Below are 14,902 nucleotides of genomic sequence, written 5' to 3'. Positions count from 1 at the left end.
CGCCCCCACTCACGTGGGCACAACGGCCCGGCCGTCCGAGGGCCGGGGACGCTCCCCGTCCGGGGTGCGCACCCGGCACACTAAGAGGGTGCGCGAGCGCGCCGCACACACGTCAGGAGGGAGAAGCCAGTGGGGACCGTAACGCTGGGCGTTTCGATCGCGGTCCCGGAGCCGTACGGCAGCTTCCTCCAGCGGAAGCGCGCGAGCTTCGGGGACCCCGCCGCACACGGCATCCCCACCCACATCACCCTCCTCCCGCCCACGGAGGTCCAGGCCGACGCGCTGCCCGCCATCGAGCGCCACCTGGCCGGCGTCGCGGCCTCCTCCCGCGCCTTCCCGCTCCGGCTGGAGGGCACCGACACCTTCCGCCCGCTCTCCCCGGTCGTCTTCGTGAAGGTCACCGAGGGCGCGGCCGGCTGCACCGCCCTCCAGGCACGGGTCCGCGTCCCCTCCGGCCCGTGCGCCCGCGACCTGCAGTTCCCGTACCACCCGCATGTGACGGTCGCGCACGGCATCGCCGAGGACGCCATGGACCGTGCCCGGGCCGAGCTCGCGGACTTCTCCGCGACCTGGACGATCGCCGGGTTCGCCCTCTACCAGCAGGGCGCGGACGCCGTCTGGCGCCTGGAGCGCGAGTACCCCTTCGGCCCGCAGCCCCCCGCCGTCCCCCGCCAGGCCGCCGACCTCTCCCGCCCCCGGCCCCTTCCTGCTGATCCCGGCGCACGGGCCGCGGCCGGCCGTCCCCTTGGTGTGAGGCGGCCATCGTCCGGATGTCCGGAGGCCGTTACGGGGTAGTCGGACCTTAGGGTTCCGGATCACCGGGCGACCGACTGCCGTACGAGGGGAGCGCCGTGGACTGGTTGAGGAAACTGCCGGTGGTCGGGCCGGCCGTCGGCTGGCTGATGACCACTCACCTCTGGCACGCCTATGAACGCATGCTCCGGGTGCACTGGACCCGGCTCGCCGCCGCGATCACCTTCACCAGCTTCGTCGCCCTCTTCCCGCTGCTCACCGTGGCCGCCGCGATCGGCGCCGCCCTGCTCAGCGACCGCGACCTGCACAAGCTGCAGAGCAAGTTCGCCGAGCAGATCCCCGGCATCTCCGGGCAGCTCGATCTCGCCGGGCTCGTCGAGAACGCCGCCACGATCGGGCTGGTGGCCGGTGCCGCGCTGCTGCTCACCGGCATCGGCTGGGTCGACTCGCTGCGCGACTGCCTGCGCGCCGTATGGGAGAAGGGCGACGAGGACACCAACTTCCTCCTCGGCAAGCTCCGGGACGGCGCGCTGCTGCTGGGACTCGGCGGGGTCGCGCTGCTCTCGTTCGCCTGCTCGGCCTTCGCGTCCGCGGCGGTCGGCAAGGCGGCACACGCGCTCGGCCTGGCGGAGGGCGGCATCGGCACCGTCCTGCTGTCCGCCGCCGGCTTCTGCACCGCCGTCCTCGCGGACTTCCTGCTCCTCGTCTACGTCCTGACGAAACTGCCCGGTGCCCACCCGCCGCGCAGCGCCGTGGTGATCGCCGGCCTCCTCGGCGCGATCGGCTTCGAAGTGCTGAAGCTGCTGCTCAGCGGCTATCTCCAGGGCGTCGCCTCGCGCAGCATGTACGGCGCCTTCGGCACCCCGATCGCGCTGCTGTTGTGGATCAACTTCACCGCGAAGCTGCTGGTGTACTGCGCCTCGTGGACCGCCACGGCGGGGGAGGAGAGGACGAACGGGGCGGAGGAGACCGGCGCCGCGGGGCCCGGGACCGCCGAAGCGGGGGCGGAGGCCACCTAGCCCCCGCCCCCGCCTCACCCGCCGTCCCGTGCGGCCGCCGCCCGGTTCACTCGCCGTCCCGTGCGGCCGCCGCCCGGTTCACTTCGCGGCGCGGCGCCGGCGTAGCACCAGTGCCACCGCGCCCAGCACCACCACCGCACCGCCGGTGATCCCCACCGCGGTCCAGGTGCCGCCCGAGCCGGTGCTGTCCAGCGCCGCCTGGGTGCTGCCGTGCCCGCCCTTGTGGCGCTTGCCCTGGGCGGCCACCGCGCCGGTGCCGTCGTCCTCGCTGCGCGGCCCGACCAGCCGGCCGACCGGCTCGACCTTGTCGGCCGCCGCGAAACCCCAGTCGAGCAGCTTGGCGGCCTCGCGGTAGGCCTCGTTGTGCACCTTCTTCTCCGGGTTCATGACCGTGACCAGCAGCTTGCGGTCACCGCGCTGCGCCAGCCCGGTGAAGGTCGACCCGGCGTTGGTGGTCGAGCCGTTCTTCACGCCCTCGATCCCGGGATACGGCTTCATGTCGTAGTCCCCGCTCAGCAGGCGGTTGGTGTTCTGGATCCCGAACGTCGCCCGCTTGCCGTCCTTGCCCTTGTCCCCGGGGAACTGGGCGCTCGCGGTCGAGCAGTACTCGCGGAAGTCGGGGTTCTGCAGCCCGGCCCGGGCGAACAGGCTCAGGTCGTACGCGCTGGAGACCTGCCCGGCGCGTCGTAGCCGTCCGGCGTGACGACGTGCGTGTCGTTGGCGTTCAGTTCCTTCGCGTGCCGCTGCATCTGCGTGACGGTGGCCTTCGTCCCGCCGTTCATCGCGGAGAGCGTGTGCACCGCGTCGTTCCCGGAGCGCAGGAACACCCCGAGCCACAGGTCGTGGACCGTGTAGGTCAGGTTCTCCTTTATCCCGACCAGGCTGCTGCCCACGCCCATGCCCGCGAGGTCGGCGGGCTTGACCGTGTGCTTCTGGTTCTTCGGGAACTTCGGCATGACGGTGTCCGCGAACAGCATCTTCAGCGTGCTGGCGGGCGCCAGCTGCCAGTGCGGGTTCTTCGCGGCCAGCACCTTGCCGGACGCGGCGTCCGAGATGATCCAGGACCGGGCGGTCAGCGCGTCCGGCCCCGGCAGCTTCGGCGCACCGGGCTTCGGCTGCACGTGGACGCCGGGCGCGCCCAGCAGCTCCCCGCCGATCTGCGACATCTTGGCCGGCGGCGCGGGGGCCTTGGGGTCCTTCTGGTCGGCGTACGCGGTGCCGGCCAGCAGCGGGGAGGCCAGCAGCCCGGAGACGGCCAGTGCGGCGGCGGCCGACAGGGACCGGCCGCGACGCAGCGCCGCGCGCCCGGCAGCACCGGCGGCACGGGATGCTCCGGCGGCGCCGGCCGGACCGGACGTGCCGGACGCCTCAAGAGCGTCCGGGGCGCCGGGGGACGTGGAGGGGCGGGCAGGGACGGAAGCCGTGAAAGCACTGAAGGTCGTCGGCACGTCGCTGAACGTACCCCTCTTCGCCCCGGTCGCCGACATCACCCCACGGAAGAGTGCCCCTCCCGACGGCCGGATGGAGCCGCTGCCCATACTGGAACCCATGAAGCTCTCTCGCCCCGTGTCCTGGTTCCTGCTCGCCTTCGGGGTCTGGAGCTGGTTCATCTGGATCACTTTCGTCAAAAACCTCTGCAAGGACGGGAGCGGTCTGGCCTTCAACGACGCCGGCGACCCGACGGCGTACTTCTGGGTCCATCTGCTGCTGGCCGTGACGTCCTTTCTCTTGGGGACGGCAATCGGCGTGATCGGGTTCCGTGGCGTGCGGGCCCTGCGCCGCGAGGCGGCGGACAAGTAACGGACGAGCGGCGGCCGGCCAACGGGCGGGCAGGGGGCGGTCCGCGGCCCTGGGCGGGAAGCGGCCCCGCCCCGCGGGCTTCCTCACCCTCCGTGAACCGCCGTAATCGTCCCGGATTGTGAGCGATTCGTCGCGAGGAATTTTGCTGCGGGGTTTTCCCAGATCCGCTTCGGCCGGTCACAATCACCGAGCGACTTCCCCCGTCCTTCCGCGGACCCGGCGCTGCCCGGGTGCGGTCACGGCTGCCGTGTGCCGTCCCCGGCCCCGGGTGCCGTCGGAGCGGGGTGGGTGCTATCGGATGCGTGAAGGAGATGATCTCCCGTCGAGGAGGCATGTAGGTGGAAGGAAGGCTGACCATGACGTCAAACGCGCGTGGTGAGGTCGAGGCGTTCATCCTGGGAGACCGGTTCTCCTGTCTGGCGGGCCGTTCGGCCTGGCGCCAGGGCGGCATCACACACCGGCACTACGACGTGCTGGGGAGCGAGGAGGCCGCCCGGCTGATGGCGCTCGATCTCGCGGAATTCGTCGGCTCGGCGGATTGGAGCGCCCGGTCCTTCACCAGTTTCATCGCCACCTTTGAGCAACCCCGCGGCGTGGACGAACTGCGCTTCGAGGAACTCCTCTGGCAGCAGCTCCAGCTCCTCCACGAACAGGACGCGGAGAACCACCAGTGGGCGACGGGCTACGCCTCGGACCCGCAGGCCCAGGAATTCGCATACAGCGTGGCCGGGCACCCGTTCTTCGTGATCGGCCTGCACGAGACCCACCGCCGCTGGGGCCGCCGCCCGCCTTTCCCGATGCTCGCCTTCAACTCCCACGAGCAGTTCACCCGGATCAAGGGCGCCGGAATGTGGGACCGCCTGGCGGAGAAGATACGCAAGCAGGACATCAAGCTGCAGGGCGACATCAATCCGAATCTGCAGGAATACGAGGAGCTTTCCGAGGCCCGCCGCTATTCCGGCCGCCCCAAGCCCGCCGAATGGCAGTGCCCGTTCGTCCCCGTCCCCGCGAAGCGGGCCAGGACGGCGGAGGGGAGCGGGAACTGGACCGGGAGCGGGACCTGGACCGGGCACTGACCCCCTCGGGGGCCTGAGCGAAGCGTGCGGGGGCGGGCCGCCGGATATCCGGTCGGCCCGCCCCCACCGCTGAGCGCCGCGTTCCCGTCCCGCCCCCACCGCCGGGCGCCGCTTCCCTCTCTCTGGCCGCCCGCCCGATAGCGTGCTCGTCCGGGACTTCTGGAGCTCCCGGGACTTCCGGGGCTCCCGGGACACCTGGAGCTTTCGGGACGTCGGGAGCTGTCAGAACGCCTGGAGCTGTCGGAACACCTGGAGCTGCCAGGACGTCAGGAACTCCTGGGACACCTGAAGTTCCCGGTACAACTGGAGCTAGGGAGACGCGGTGGTCTTTGCCCTGATCGCGGTGCCGGTCCTCGGCCTGTTCTTCGGCGTGCACCGCTACGTCTGGTGCCGCCTGGTCCGCGACACCACGGCACGCGGCAGCCGCACCCGCCGCGCCGGCACCGTCGCCGCCTTCGCCCTCCCGCTGCTCTCCCTCGGCGCCCTCCTCGCCGGGCGGGCCGGCGTCCCGTTCGTGCTCCAGCAGGTGCTGGCCTGGCCCGGGTACCTCTGGCTGGCCCTGCTGCTGTACCTCGTCCTGGCACTGCTGGCCGGCGAGGTCGTACGAGCGGTGGCCCTGCGGCTCCTCCGGGAACGGGAGGCACCGGCGACTCCGGCCCCCGCCACGCTCCCGGTCCCGTCCCCCTCCCGCTCACCGGAAGGGCCCGCAGGACCCGAAGGCGCCGCAGGACCCGAAGGGCCCGAGGGCCGCGCTGCCCCCGACGGCCCCCGCGGGGCCACCCCGTCGCCCCCCGTACCCACCCCGTCCTCCGCCCCCACCCTCCTGCCGCCCCGCACCCCGCGCTGCCCCCGCTCCCCACCCCGCCCCGGCGGCTCTTCCTCGCCCGGGCGGTGGCCGCCGGGGCGTCCCTGGCCGCCACGGCCGCCGTCGGGTACGGGACCGCGACCACCTTCCGCGGCCCGTCCGTGAAGCGCGTGACCGTGCCGCTGGCCAAACTGCCGCGGGCGGCCCACGGCTTCCGCATCGCCGTGGTCAGCGACATCCACCTGGGTCCGATCCTCGGCCGCGCCCACACCCGGCGCGTCGTCGACACGGTCAACCGGACCTCTCCGGACCTGATCGCCGTCGTCGGCGACCTGGTCGACGGCAGCGTCGCCGACCTCGGCCCGGCCGCGGAGCCCCTGCGCGAGCTGCGCGCCCGCCACGGCGCGTACTTCGTCACCGGCAACCACGAGTACTACTCGGGCGCCGCCCAATGGGTGGATCACGTAAGGGAGTTGGGCATCCACCCGCTGGAGAACGCGCGGACCGCGCTGCCCGGCTTCGACCTCGCGGGCGTCAACGACCTCGCCGGTGCGACCGAACACGCCGGTCCCGACTACGACCTGGCGCTGGGCGACCGCGACCCGGCCCGCGCCGTCGTCCTCCTGGCGCACCAGCCGGTCACCATCCACGACACCGTGCGGTACGGGGTGGACCTCCAGCTCTCCGGCCACACCCACGGCGGCCAGATGTGGCCCTTCACGTACGTCGCCGAGGCCACGAACCCGACCATCGCGGGCCTGGAACGCTACGGCGACACCCAGCTGTACGTGACCCGCGGCGCGGGTGCCTGGGGGCCGCCCGTACGGCTGGGCGCGCCCCCGGACGTCACGGTGGTCGAACTCGCCTCCCTGCGCGCATGATCGCCTTAGGGTAGGGGACGAGCAGGTTGCGCCCGCAGGTAACAACCCCTCTACAAAGTGCGGCACCATCCTGCGCTAAATCGGACAGATCATGACTTTCGATCTTGCATCGAAGGTGCCCAACTCCCTAGTATTTATTGACTTTATGTTGCCCTTACCGACGGCTTCACGGGGCGGTGCGTGGGGGAACGGGCCGGGGCAGACGGGGAACGGGGAGAAGGAATGAGCGAGCGCTTCAGGGTCGATCTCGACGAACTGGACAGCGTGGTGCGCCAACTCCGCCACCTTCGCGGCGACATGGACGAACCCAGCCAGAAGGTGAAATACAGCACGACCATTCCGAAGTCGGCCTTCGGCGTCAATTTCCTTGAGGCGGGCGACCTCGCGAAGGCCCATGACGACATGCAGTCGTACATGTCGCAGGTCATCGACGCGCTCCAGGACCTCATCCACAAGTTCGGCGAGAAGACGGAAGCCAGCCGCGGTGCGTACGAGGACCAGGAGCACCAGACGAAGACCTCGATGAATGGCTGAGCACCACACGGCGACGCGCGCACGAAGGGCGGAGATGGAGATGAAGGGGGGCCTGCATGGTTGACGCCAAGCAGGAGTACGACAGCGCCAAGGCGATGGAGCAGCAGCGCAAGAACCATGAGCGGGAAGAGCGGCTGAAGTCGTTCAAGGGCCAGCACCTCACCCCTCGGTCTGCGTCCGACTTCCATCACCACGGCCTCAATGCCCTCCGGGCGATGATCGAGCACGCCAGCCCAGAGGCGGTTGAGACCTCCGGCCACCACTGGCGCGCCTCCGCCGACCGCCTGGGCGGCGAGGACGGCCGTGGCGGCATCCGCAAGGCCTTCATGGATGCGGTCGACCATGCCTCCGCGCACTGGGAGGGCTCGGCGGCGCAGGCGTTCCGCAGGGAAGCCGGCAAGGTGCTGGAGAAGATCGACAAGACGTACCAGCACTCGCGAAACGTCGAGTCCACGCTGATCGGTACTCGTTCCTCGGGGCCGGAGGCCGGCGTCGCGCACAATCTCCGCGAGGCCAAGAAGGCCATGTCGAAGATCCACGACCCGGGAGTCGTGGACCGGGCGACCGACGAGAGCGGCGACGACAGCCAGTTCAAGCGGGACATGGCGAACCCCAAGATGGACACTCGCATGGCCCTGGAGCTCAACAGGGACAGCCTGTCCCTGACCAAGGAGCGTCAGGTCGAAGCGGTCATCGTGATGGACGAGTTGGCCGCTCACTACAACGGGCAGGGCAAGCGGCTCCGTGAAGGGACCGGGCCGGGTACCGGGGGCGGCGACTGGCCCGTGGACCCGTCGACCACCCCGCCTCCGCCTCCGGTGCGCATGCCCGTGACGGGCGGCACCCATCCCCACCAGTCCACCGCACCGAAGATGCCGAACGGTGCGGGCGGTGGCGCCGTACCGGAAGGGTTCGACGCCCCCAAGCTGCACCGTCCCGACCTGCCCGTGACCACCGGTCTCGACAGCGTGCAGGGCGGCACCCTCGCCCCGCCGACGGGCGGCGGCACCTTCAGCGGCGGGACGACCGGTGGCAGCCACGGCGTGACCGGCGGCACGGGGGGCTTCCCCGGGGGCGCGGTCCCGCCCGGTGTCATCGGCATGCCCGGTGGCATGGGCGGATCCCGGGGCGCCGGTGGTGCCGGCGGGATGCGCGGCGGCATGCCGGGCGCCGGAGCGGCCGGCAAGGCAGGCGGTGTCAAGGGCGCGGCCGGGCGCAGCGGTCCGCAGGCGCGTACCCGCGGCGGACTGGTCGGCAAGCCGGGCGGCCCCGCGGGCGGTGCGAAGCAGGGCGGCTCGGGCCTGCACCGCAGCCGCGGCGGCAAGCAGGCGGGCATGATGGGCGCCGCCGGAGCGAAGGGCAAGGGCAAGGAGAAGGAGCGCACCACAGGGCAGCGCCCCGACTACCTCGTCGAGGACGAGGAGACCTGGAACCCGCAACGTAACGTTGCCCCTCGCGTCATCGAGTAGGCCGACGATAACGTCGCATGCGGCCAATGAGGAAAGGCCCCGCACTCTCATGTGTGCGGGGCCTTTCCTCAGGCGGAAAAGGCCGCCGGACAGCACGGCAAGAAGGAGCGAAGGATGAGGGTCACCCGAACACTGCGCGCGACGGTGGGTGCTGCGCTGACCGGAGCACTGCTGCTGTCCGCGGGCGGCACCGCCTCCGCGGACCAGGTGCGGAAGGCCGAGTGGCCGCTGGAGGCGTTCGGGGCCCAGCAGCTCTGGAAGGAGGCCACCGGCAAGGGCGTGACGGTCGCCGTGCTCGACAGTGGTTTCCGTACGACCCACCAGGACCTGACAGGGCAGTTCCTTCCCGGGCCGGACTTCGGAAAGGCGACGGAGGCCGAGGGCGCCAAGTACCTCAAGCCGAACGAGGACATCCGCGACCACGGCACCGCGATGGCCGGGATCATCGCGGGGCACGGCCACGGGCCGGGCGGCTCCGAAGGCGTCAAGGGCCTCGCGCCCGACGCCAAGATCCTCCCCGTTCCCGAGTACAAGAACAGCGGGCAGGCCACGCGTTGGGCGGTGGAGCACGGCGCGGACGTGATCAACATGTCCTACGGCGGCGACCTGGAGGGCGACACCTGCGAATCCATCCACTACGCCCTCGACAAGGGTGTGGTGGTCGTGGCTGCCATGGGCAACGACGGCCTGACTCGCAGGACGTATCCGGTGGGCTGCCCCGGTGTCATCGGGGTCGGCTCGGTCGACCAGTACGGCAAGGCGGCCGACGCCAACGACTACAACGCGGACACCGACCTGCTCGCGCCCGGTGAGAAGGTCGCCGTCGCCATGGGCAAGAGCGACCACGACTACGACACCGCAGCGAACGGCAGTTCCGCCGCCACCGCCTACGTGTCCGCCGCCGCGGCCCTGCTCAAGCAGAAGTTCCCCGATCTCACCCCCGGCCAGATCGCCAACCGCCTGGTGAAGACCGCCGGTCTCGCGCAGACCGAGAAGGACAAGCACCTCAAGCTCCCGGACGCCCACTACGGCTACGGTTTCATCCAGCCGGGCCCCGCCCTGCGCCGTGACATCGCGGCAGGTCCGGCGGCCGGCCGCTGCCGATGCCGAAGGGCAAGTACTCCGACACGGCCGCCGACAAGGGCTCCGACCCCAACCCGCCCATGGGCGCCAAGGACAAGGCCCTGCTCATCGGTGGCATCGCCCTCGGCGTGCTGGTCGTCGCCGGCATCATCATCGGCGTCGTCGTCGCGACCCGCCGTCGCAACAACCGCGGCAACCAGGCTTGGGGCTGAGCCGAGCCCTGCCGGCGGACGGGCTGACGGACGGGCTGACGGACGGGCCGGCGGACGGTGCAGTGGACGTGGCGCGGGTGGTGAGGCGCACCTACGCGGCTCTCGTACGGCTGCTCGTGCTGCGTCTCGTGCTCGCCCTCGGGCTGTGCGCGCTGCCCGTAGTGCTGGTCCGTCTCGGTGTCCCGAACGTCTTCGCCGTGTGGCTGTTGACGGTCGCCGGGATGTTCGTGGCCGCCTTCACTTTCTACCGGGTCGGGTATGGAATTCGGGTCACCCGTTGCGCGCGCGTACTGCGCCACTACCCCTCGAATTCCATACCGGGTGTCCAAGAAGGGCGAGAAATGGACCCGGTACGGCACTGTCTTCACCGTGCGGGTCTCCACCCGGGGCCGGCACGGGGCGCCCTTGATGAAGGCCGTCAACGCGGCGGGGCGGCGCCGCTGGCCGCAGGGGCTGGACGGTGGTGTCTGGGTCGCCGGTGATCTGCCGTTCGGTGGCGTCATGGTGGCGCCCGACGGTGGTGCGATGCTGTTCCTGAAGCCGGCGGACTGGGACAAGCTGGCGCCGCAGCGTGCGCAGGCCGGTGCCGAACGGGCGGGGCGGGCGGAGCGGGCCGGGCTCGCGCGGAAGACGACCCGGGCGTGGATGATGAGGCCGGGGGCCTGATCGTCATCTGCTCGCGCGGCAAGAAATTCGGGCGACGGGACCGGACCACCGCTGTTAACTTCGGGCGTTATGGACCCCGTAGGTGAAAAAGCGATACGTGCCTCCTTTGTGAATTGCTCGAAGGGGGAGGCGAGTCGGATCAATCTGCCGGTGGGGCTGGCCGGGCTGCCGTGGGAGGACCTGGACTTTCTGGGGTGGCGGGACCCCGGGGCGCCGGACCGGAGCTATCTGGTGGCGCCGCGGGGCGACGGGCTCGTCGGCGTCACTCTCAGGGTGCCCCAGGGGGTGCGGCGGAGTTTCACCAAGACGACGGTCTGCTCGGTCTGCATGACCGGGCACCCGGGGTCGGGGGTCAGTCTGCTGGCCGCGCGGCGGGCCGGGCCGTCCGGGCGGCAGGGAAACACCGTCGGGACGTACCTCTGCGCCGACCTCGCGTGTTCGCTGTACGTACGCGGGCGCAAGCAGTCCCAGCTCGCCGGGCGGCACGAGGAGACGCTGCCGGTGGAGGCGCGGATCGAGCGCACGGTGCGGAACCTGGACGAGTTTCTCGACAAGGTGCTGGAAGGCTGAGCGCGGGACGAGCGAGGGCGTGTGAGGGGCTGGCCCCTCGCGCGCCCTCGCGTCATTTTCCTCACGGGTTCTGGAACAGCACCTCCGGGTCGGCCGCGGACGGGCCGTCCAGCAGCGGGCGCGGGAGGCCGCGCAGGTGCTGGTCGAAGAAGGCGGTGACGTAGTCGCGGGTGATCTCGCCGGAGCGCTTGCCGGGGAGCGGGGCGGTGGGGTCGGTGACGCCGAGCTGGCCGCCCAGGACCGGGATGTCGATGAAGCTGAAGTGACCGGCGTCGCGGACCGTGAGCCAGCGCTTCCAGCCGTCCAGCCGCCGCCAGTCGCGCAGCCAGCTGGTGTCCTCGTCGTGCGGTGAGTGGCCGTTGAGCGCGCCGAGCATCAGGAACGGGCGGCCGTCGAGCCCGCCGCGGGGGACGGGTGCGAAGAACGTGCCGTCCATGTTGATGCCGGCGCGGATACGGGGATCGGCCGCCATGGCGGCCGCGGCGCTGTTGCCGCCGATGGAGTGCCCGGCGACGCCGATCCGCCGGGTGTCGATCACGGCGGAGTACCGCCAGGCGGGGTGCGTCCCGCGGAGCTCGTGCTTCCCGTGCCGACCCGTCCTCGTCAGGGCGTCGAGGACGAAGCGGATGTCGGCGGCGCGGCCGGTGGCGACCTTGGCCATCAGCCGCCTCCGTACGTCCCCTGGTGCCTTCTCGACCGTGTCGCAGGCGACGCAGGTGAGGGTGCGGCCGCCGGGGAAGGCCGTGCCGAAGGATTCGTAGGCGTGGTCGAGGAGGGCGACCACGTAGCCGTGCGAGGCGAGTTCCTCGGAGAGCAGGGAGAGCGTGGCGCGATTGAGGGAGAAGCCGGGGAGAGCACCACCAGCGGGTGCCTGCCGGGGGCCGGCCGGGCGTCGGTGCGGGCGTGGGTACGGGTGGCGGCGAGCATCTCGGCCGGCAGATTGGCGCGGTGGATGCCCTGGAGGAGGAGCTGGGCCTCCCTGGTGTTCATGTACGGGGCGCGGTGGTGGCCGGTGCCGGGCGGGCCGGGTAGTACAGCGAGGCCATCACCTCCCGTGCGCCCGCGGAGGGCACCCAGGGGTCCCGGCGCTGCGGGTCGGTGAGGTGCAGGGTGTCGCGCCCGATGGCGTAGGGGCCGGTGGGGCGCGGGAGGTGGAGCGTGGTGGCCGCCGGGGGAGGCGGGGGAGCCGGGGCGACGGCCGGCGCCGCCTGGGCCGCCTGGGTCGCCTGGGCCGCCTGGGTCGCCTGGGGGGCGGCGAGGGCGGCGCCGGCGAGCGGCAGCGGCAACGTAGCGGCGAGGACTAACGCGACCGCACCGCGGCGGAGTTGATCCCGGAAGTGCTTCACGTGCTTCACGTGCTGAACATGCTTCACGCGCTTCACGGCTGTCGTGGCTGTCGTGGCTGTCGTGGCTGTCGTGGGTGTCATAGGGGCGAGCGTAAGCAGGGCGGTGTGCGGGCGGTACTGACGAACGTCAGGGGACGACGGAGACGTTCGTCAGTACCGGACCGCCGCCTCACAGCCCGTGCTTGGCCAGGAAGGTGTGGATCAACTCCTGCCACTCCTCCGGCCGTTCGACGAACGGGAGGTGACCGGTGGCGATCTCCGCGTACTCGGCGCCGGGGATGTGGTCGGCCAGGTAACGGGAGTGGGACGGGTGCAGCAGGGTGTCCAGAGTGGTGGCGATGACCAGCGTGGGCACGGTGAGGGTGGGCAGGTCGGCGGTGGTGTCCAGGACGCGTACCAGCGCGGCCTGTTCGGCGGAGCCGGCGGGCGGCAGGGACGGGTCGGGGTCCAGGACGGCCGCGCGCTCGGCGGGGGAGAGGGCGTTGAACCTCTCGGGGGCCAGGCCGCCGAGGGCCCGCACCTGGGCGAAGCCGACGTGATCCCCGCGCTCCAGGAGGCGCAGCCAGAGGTCGAGCCAGACCGTGGTCCGGGCGTCCGCCTTGGCGAGACCGGCGGTCAGGATCAGGCCACGGGCCCGCTCGGGGTGCCGGGCCGCGGCCCGTACGGCCACGGCGGTGCCCATGGAGTAGCCGATCAGGGTGAAGGTGTCCATGCCGGCCGCGGTGGCCTCGGCGACCAGGGCGTCGGCCAGGGCGTCCAGCTCCAACGGGCCGGTTGCGCGCGGGGTGTTGCCGGAGCCGGGGTAGTCGGGGGCCACGACGTGGTGGCCGGTGGCGGTCAGGGTCGGTATGAGGCCGCCGTAGTTGCTGACGACGCTGCCGGTCGCGCCGTGGGCCAGCAGGAGGCCGGGCCCGGCGGGGTCACCGGCGACGGTGGTGGCCAGCTTCGGAAGGGTGGTCGAGGATGCGGGAATCTGCGTCATGCGGAAGAGGTTGCAGTGTGACACCGGTGTCAGGGTCAAGTCGGCAGCCAGTGACGGAAGGTGGTGGCCGGCGCGGGCCGCTGGGCCGGTACGCGGATGCGGTACGAGCATTCGTACGAGGATTCGGCACGAAGAGGGGTCGGTCGGATGCGGATCGGTGAGCTGGCGCGGCGTACGGGGGTCAGTGCGCGGGTGCTGCGCTACTACGAGCAGCAGGGGTTGCTGAGTGCCGAGCGGGATGCGAACGGCTATCGGCGCTATTGCGGCGAGGAGGCGGTGGAGAGCGTCCGGCGGGTCCGGGAGATGCTCGCCGCGGGGCTGAACACCGACGAGATCCGCGGCCTGCTGCCCTGCGCCCAGGGCGGCCCCGGGCTGGTGCCGTGCACCCACTCCAACGGGGTGGTGCAGCGCCGGATGGCCCAACTCGACGCGGAGATAGGTGAGTTGGTGCGACGCAGGGCCGCCCTGGAGGCGTACGCACGGACCATGCAGCAGCGGCGGGCCGAGGACGAGGCGCTGGCGTCCCTGGCCCTGCGCTCGGCCTGAGCACCCGCCCCGGACGGCGGCCGGCGCCCCGCGCCCGCCCCACACGGCCCGTTCGCCCACCCACACGGCGAAGGAGCACCCGCCCACCCGCCAAGGACGCGCCCGTCCACCCGCCAACGACGCGCCCGTCCACCTCCGACGACGCGCCCGCCCACCTCCGACGACGCACCCGTCCACACCGCGATGACGCGCCCGCCCCAAGAAGGCCGTAAAGCTTCTTGCGCTTTCCGCTTGCCATGACCCGCCCACCCGGCCGATCCTCTTGTGCACGCCGTTCGGGGGAGCGGTGGGGGAGCAGGGGGCTGCCGTGTTACGAGTGCACTTCACCGGGCAGGATCTGGCGCGTACCAGGGTGGCGGAGGGCGCCGACCCGCTCTGGGAGACCGCGCTGAGCCTGCAGATCCTGCGGGAGGACCGCGGCGAGCCGGCGCTGGCCGCCTGGCGCCAGCATGCGGTGCGGCACGGCCCCGGGCCGGTGCGGACCCTGTTCCCGCTGGTGCCGCTGCGCGGCTACTTCCCGGATTTCCTCACGCCCTACGCGGCGCTGGAGGGCGTCGAACCGGGGCTGGAAGCGGTGATGCGCACCCCGCGCGCGCGGCTGCGCGCCGAGGTGGCGCTGCTGGCCGGGCACCGGGCGCTGCCGGGCGAGGCGCGCGGCATCGGGGAGGGCGAACCGGCCGCGCTGCGCCAACTGGCGCGCAGCCTGCGGACGTACCACCACCTGGCGGTCGCGCCGGCCTGGCCGCGGATCGCCGGGCGGGTGGGCGCGGACCGGGCGTTGCGGGTGCACGCCCTGGCGCAGTCCGGGGCGGAGGCGATGCTGCGGACGTTCGGGCCGGTGATGCGCTGGCGGCCGCCGGTGCTGGAGGTGGCGTACCCGGTGGAGCGCGAGCTGTTCCTCCAGGGGCGGGGGCTGGTGTTCGTGCCCTCGTACTTCTGCCGGGGCGTGCCCATCGCGCTGGTGGACGACGCGCTGCCGCCGGTGCTGGTCTACCCGGCGGCGGAACGGGAGCCGGCCGGGGCCGCCGGAGGGCCCCGCTCCGCGGGCGGGCACGCCGAAGGGCCCCGCTCCCGTGCGTACGGGGGCGGGGCCCTCGGGGACGTTCCGGTCCCGGCCGGCGTCCGGGCCACGGCCCGGGCCGCCGTCCGGCGCTGAACGG

Annotated in this window: 12 protein-coding genes and 4 pseudogenes; 13 read left to right on the top strand and 3 right to left on the bottom strand. The window is 72.2% G+C overall.

Annotated features, from left to right (window positions below):
• Positions 1–129: 129 nt before the first annotated feature.
• Both OJ254_RS05060 and OJ254_RS05055 read left to right on the top strand, forming a co-directional pair.
• Entirely contained in the window at positions 130–795 is a 666-nt protein-coding gene (locus OJ254_RS05060) for a 2'-5' RNA ligase family protein (RefSeq protein ID WP_265361415.1), read from the top strand.
• 56 nt (positions 796–851) lie between these two features.
• Positions 852–1,772, top strand: a complete 921-nt coding sequence (locus OJ254_RS05055) for a YihY/virulence factor BrkB family protein (protein ID WP_265361414.1) — start codon at positions 852–854, stop codon at positions 1,770–1,772.
• 14 nt (positions 1,773–1,786) lie between these two features.
• Here the strand turns inward: OJ254_RS05055 and OJ254_RS05050 are convergent.
• A pseudogene (locus tag OJ254_RS05050) lies at positions 1,787–3,310 on the bottom strand (D-alanyl-D-alanine carboxypeptidase family protein).
• A 10-nt stretch (positions 3,311–3,320) separates the two neighbouring features.
• Here OJ254_RS05050 and OJ254_RS05045 point away from each other — a divergent pair.
• From OJ254_RS05045 to OJ254_RS05005, 9 genes and pseudogenes are all read left to right on the top strand, one after another.
• On the top strand, positions 3,321–3,572 hold the full coding sequence (locus OJ254_RS05045; RefSeq protein ID WP_261956059.1) for an SCO4848 family membrane protein: 252 nt from the start codon (positions 3,321–3,323) through the stop codon (positions 3,570–3,572).
• A gap of 356 nt (positions 3,573–3,928) precedes the next feature.
• A complete protein-coding gene (gene gntA, locus OJ254_RS05040; protein ID WP_265361413.1) occupies positions 3,929–4,648 on the top strand; it encodes a guanitoxin biosynthesis heme-dependent pre-guanitoxin N-hydroxylase GntA in 720 nt (239 codons plus the stop codon).
• A 322-nt stretch (positions 4,649–4,970) separates the two neighbouring features.
• Positions 4,971–6,334: pseudogene (locus tag OJ254_RS05035) on the top strand (metallophosphoesterase).
• Between the two features lie 222 nt (positions 6,335–6,556).
• Positions 6,557–6,868, top strand: a complete 312-nt coding sequence (locus tag OJ254_RS05030; protein WP_030417123.1) for a hypothetical protein — start codon at positions 6,557–6,559, stop codon at positions 6,866–6,868.
• Between the two features lie 56 nt (positions 6,869–6,924).
• Positions 6,925–8,337, top strand: coding sequence for a hypothetical protein (locus OJ254_RS05025; RefSeq protein WP_265361412.1), 1,413 nt, complete (start codon positions 6,925–6,927; stop codon positions 8,335–8,337).
• Between the two features lie 114 nt (positions 8,338–8,451).
• Positions 8,452–9,315 (top strand): annotated as a pseudogene (locus OJ254_RS05020) (S8 family serine peptidase); the annotation flags it as partial.
• Positions 9,316–9,440: 125 nt separating this feature from the next.
• A complete protein-coding gene (locus OJ254_RS05015; protein ID WP_265365390.1) occupies positions 9,441–9,632 on the top strand; it encodes a hypothetical protein in 192 nt (63 codons plus the stop codon).
• A gap of 321 nt (positions 9,633–9,953) precedes the next feature.
• Complete coding sequence (locus tag OJ254_RS05010) at positions 9,954–10,298, top strand: hypothetical protein (protein WP_265365389.1); 345 nt, start codon at positions 9,954–9,956, stop codon at positions 10,296–10,298.
• 69 nt (positions 10,299–10,367) lie between these two features.
• Entirely contained in the window at positions 10,368–10,868 is a 501-nt protein-coding gene (locus OJ254_RS05005) for an FBP domain-containing protein (RefSeq protein WP_265361411.1), read from the top strand.
• A 61-nt stretch (positions 10,869–10,929) separates the two neighbouring features.
• Here OJ254_RS05005 and OJ254_RS05000 read toward each other — a convergent pair.
• A pseudogene (locus OJ254_RS05000) lies at positions 10,930–12,154 on the bottom strand (alpha/beta hydrolase family protein).
• A gap of 229 nt (positions 12,155–12,383) precedes the next feature.
• Complete coding sequence (locus tag OJ254_RS04995) at positions 12,384–13,196, bottom strand: alpha/beta fold hydrolase (protein ID WP_265361410.1); 813 nt, start codon at positions 13,194–13,196, stop codon at positions 12,384–12,386.
• A gap of 147 nt (positions 13,197–13,343) precedes the next feature.
• Between OJ254_RS04995 and OJ254_RS04990 the strand changes: the two genes are divergently transcribed.
• Both OJ254_RS04990 and OJ254_RS04985 read left to right on the top strand, forming a co-directional pair.
• Entirely contained in the window at positions 13,344–13,742 is a 399-nt protein-coding gene (locus OJ254_RS04990) for a MerR family transcriptional regulator (RefSeq protein WP_265361409.1), read from the top strand.
• 307 nt (positions 13,743–14,049) lie between these two features.
• Entirely contained in the window at positions 14,050–14,898 is an 849-nt protein-coding gene (locus OJ254_RS04985; RefSeq protein WP_265361408.1) for a hypothetical protein, read from the top strand.
• The last annotated feature ends 4 nt before the right edge of the window (positions 14,899–14,902 follow it).

The organism is Streptomyces endophytica (assembly GCF_026153355.1).
Lineage (GTDB): Bacteria > Actinomycetota > Actinomycetes > Streptomycetales > Streptomycetaceae > Streptomyces > Streptomyces endophytica.
Note: the sequence above shows the minus strand (reverse complement) of the source record. Positions and strands in the feature narration are given on the sequence as shown.

Bases quoted from the DNA above. Each gene is read 5' to 3' on its own strand.
- OJ254_RS05045 (WP_261956059.1), top strand. From the start codon at position 3,321: ATGAAGCTCTCTCGCCCCGTGTCCTGGTTCCTGCTCGCCTTCGGGGTC.
- gntA (WP_265361413.1), top strand. From the start codon at position 3,929: ATGACGTCAAACGCGCGTGGTGAGGTCGAGGCGTTCATCCTGGGAGAC.
- OJ254_RS05030 (WP_030417123.1), top strand. From the start codon at position 6,557: ATGAGCGAGCGCTTCAGGGTCGATCTCGACGAACTGGACAGCGTGGTG.
- OJ254_RS05025 (WP_265361412.1), top strand. From the start codon at position 6,925: ATGGTTGACGCCAAGCAGGAGTACGACAGCGCCAAGGCGATGGAGCAG.
- OJ254_RS05015 (WP_265365390.1), top strand. From the start codon at position 9,441: ATGCCGAAGGGCAAGTACTCCGACACGGCCGCCGACAAGGGCTCCGAC.
- OJ254_RS05005 (WP_265361411.1), top strand. From the start codon at position 10,368: ATGGACCCCGTAGGTGAAAAAGCGATACGTGCCTCCTTTGTGAATTGC.
- OJ254_RS04995 (WP_265361410.1), bottom strand. From the start codon at position 13,196: ATGACGCAGATTCCCGCATCCTCGACCACCCTTCCGAAGCTGGCCACC.
- OJ254_RS04990 (WP_265361409.1), top strand. From the start codon at position 13,344: ATGCGGATCGGTGAGCTGGCGCGGCGTACGGGGGTCAGTGCGCGGGTG.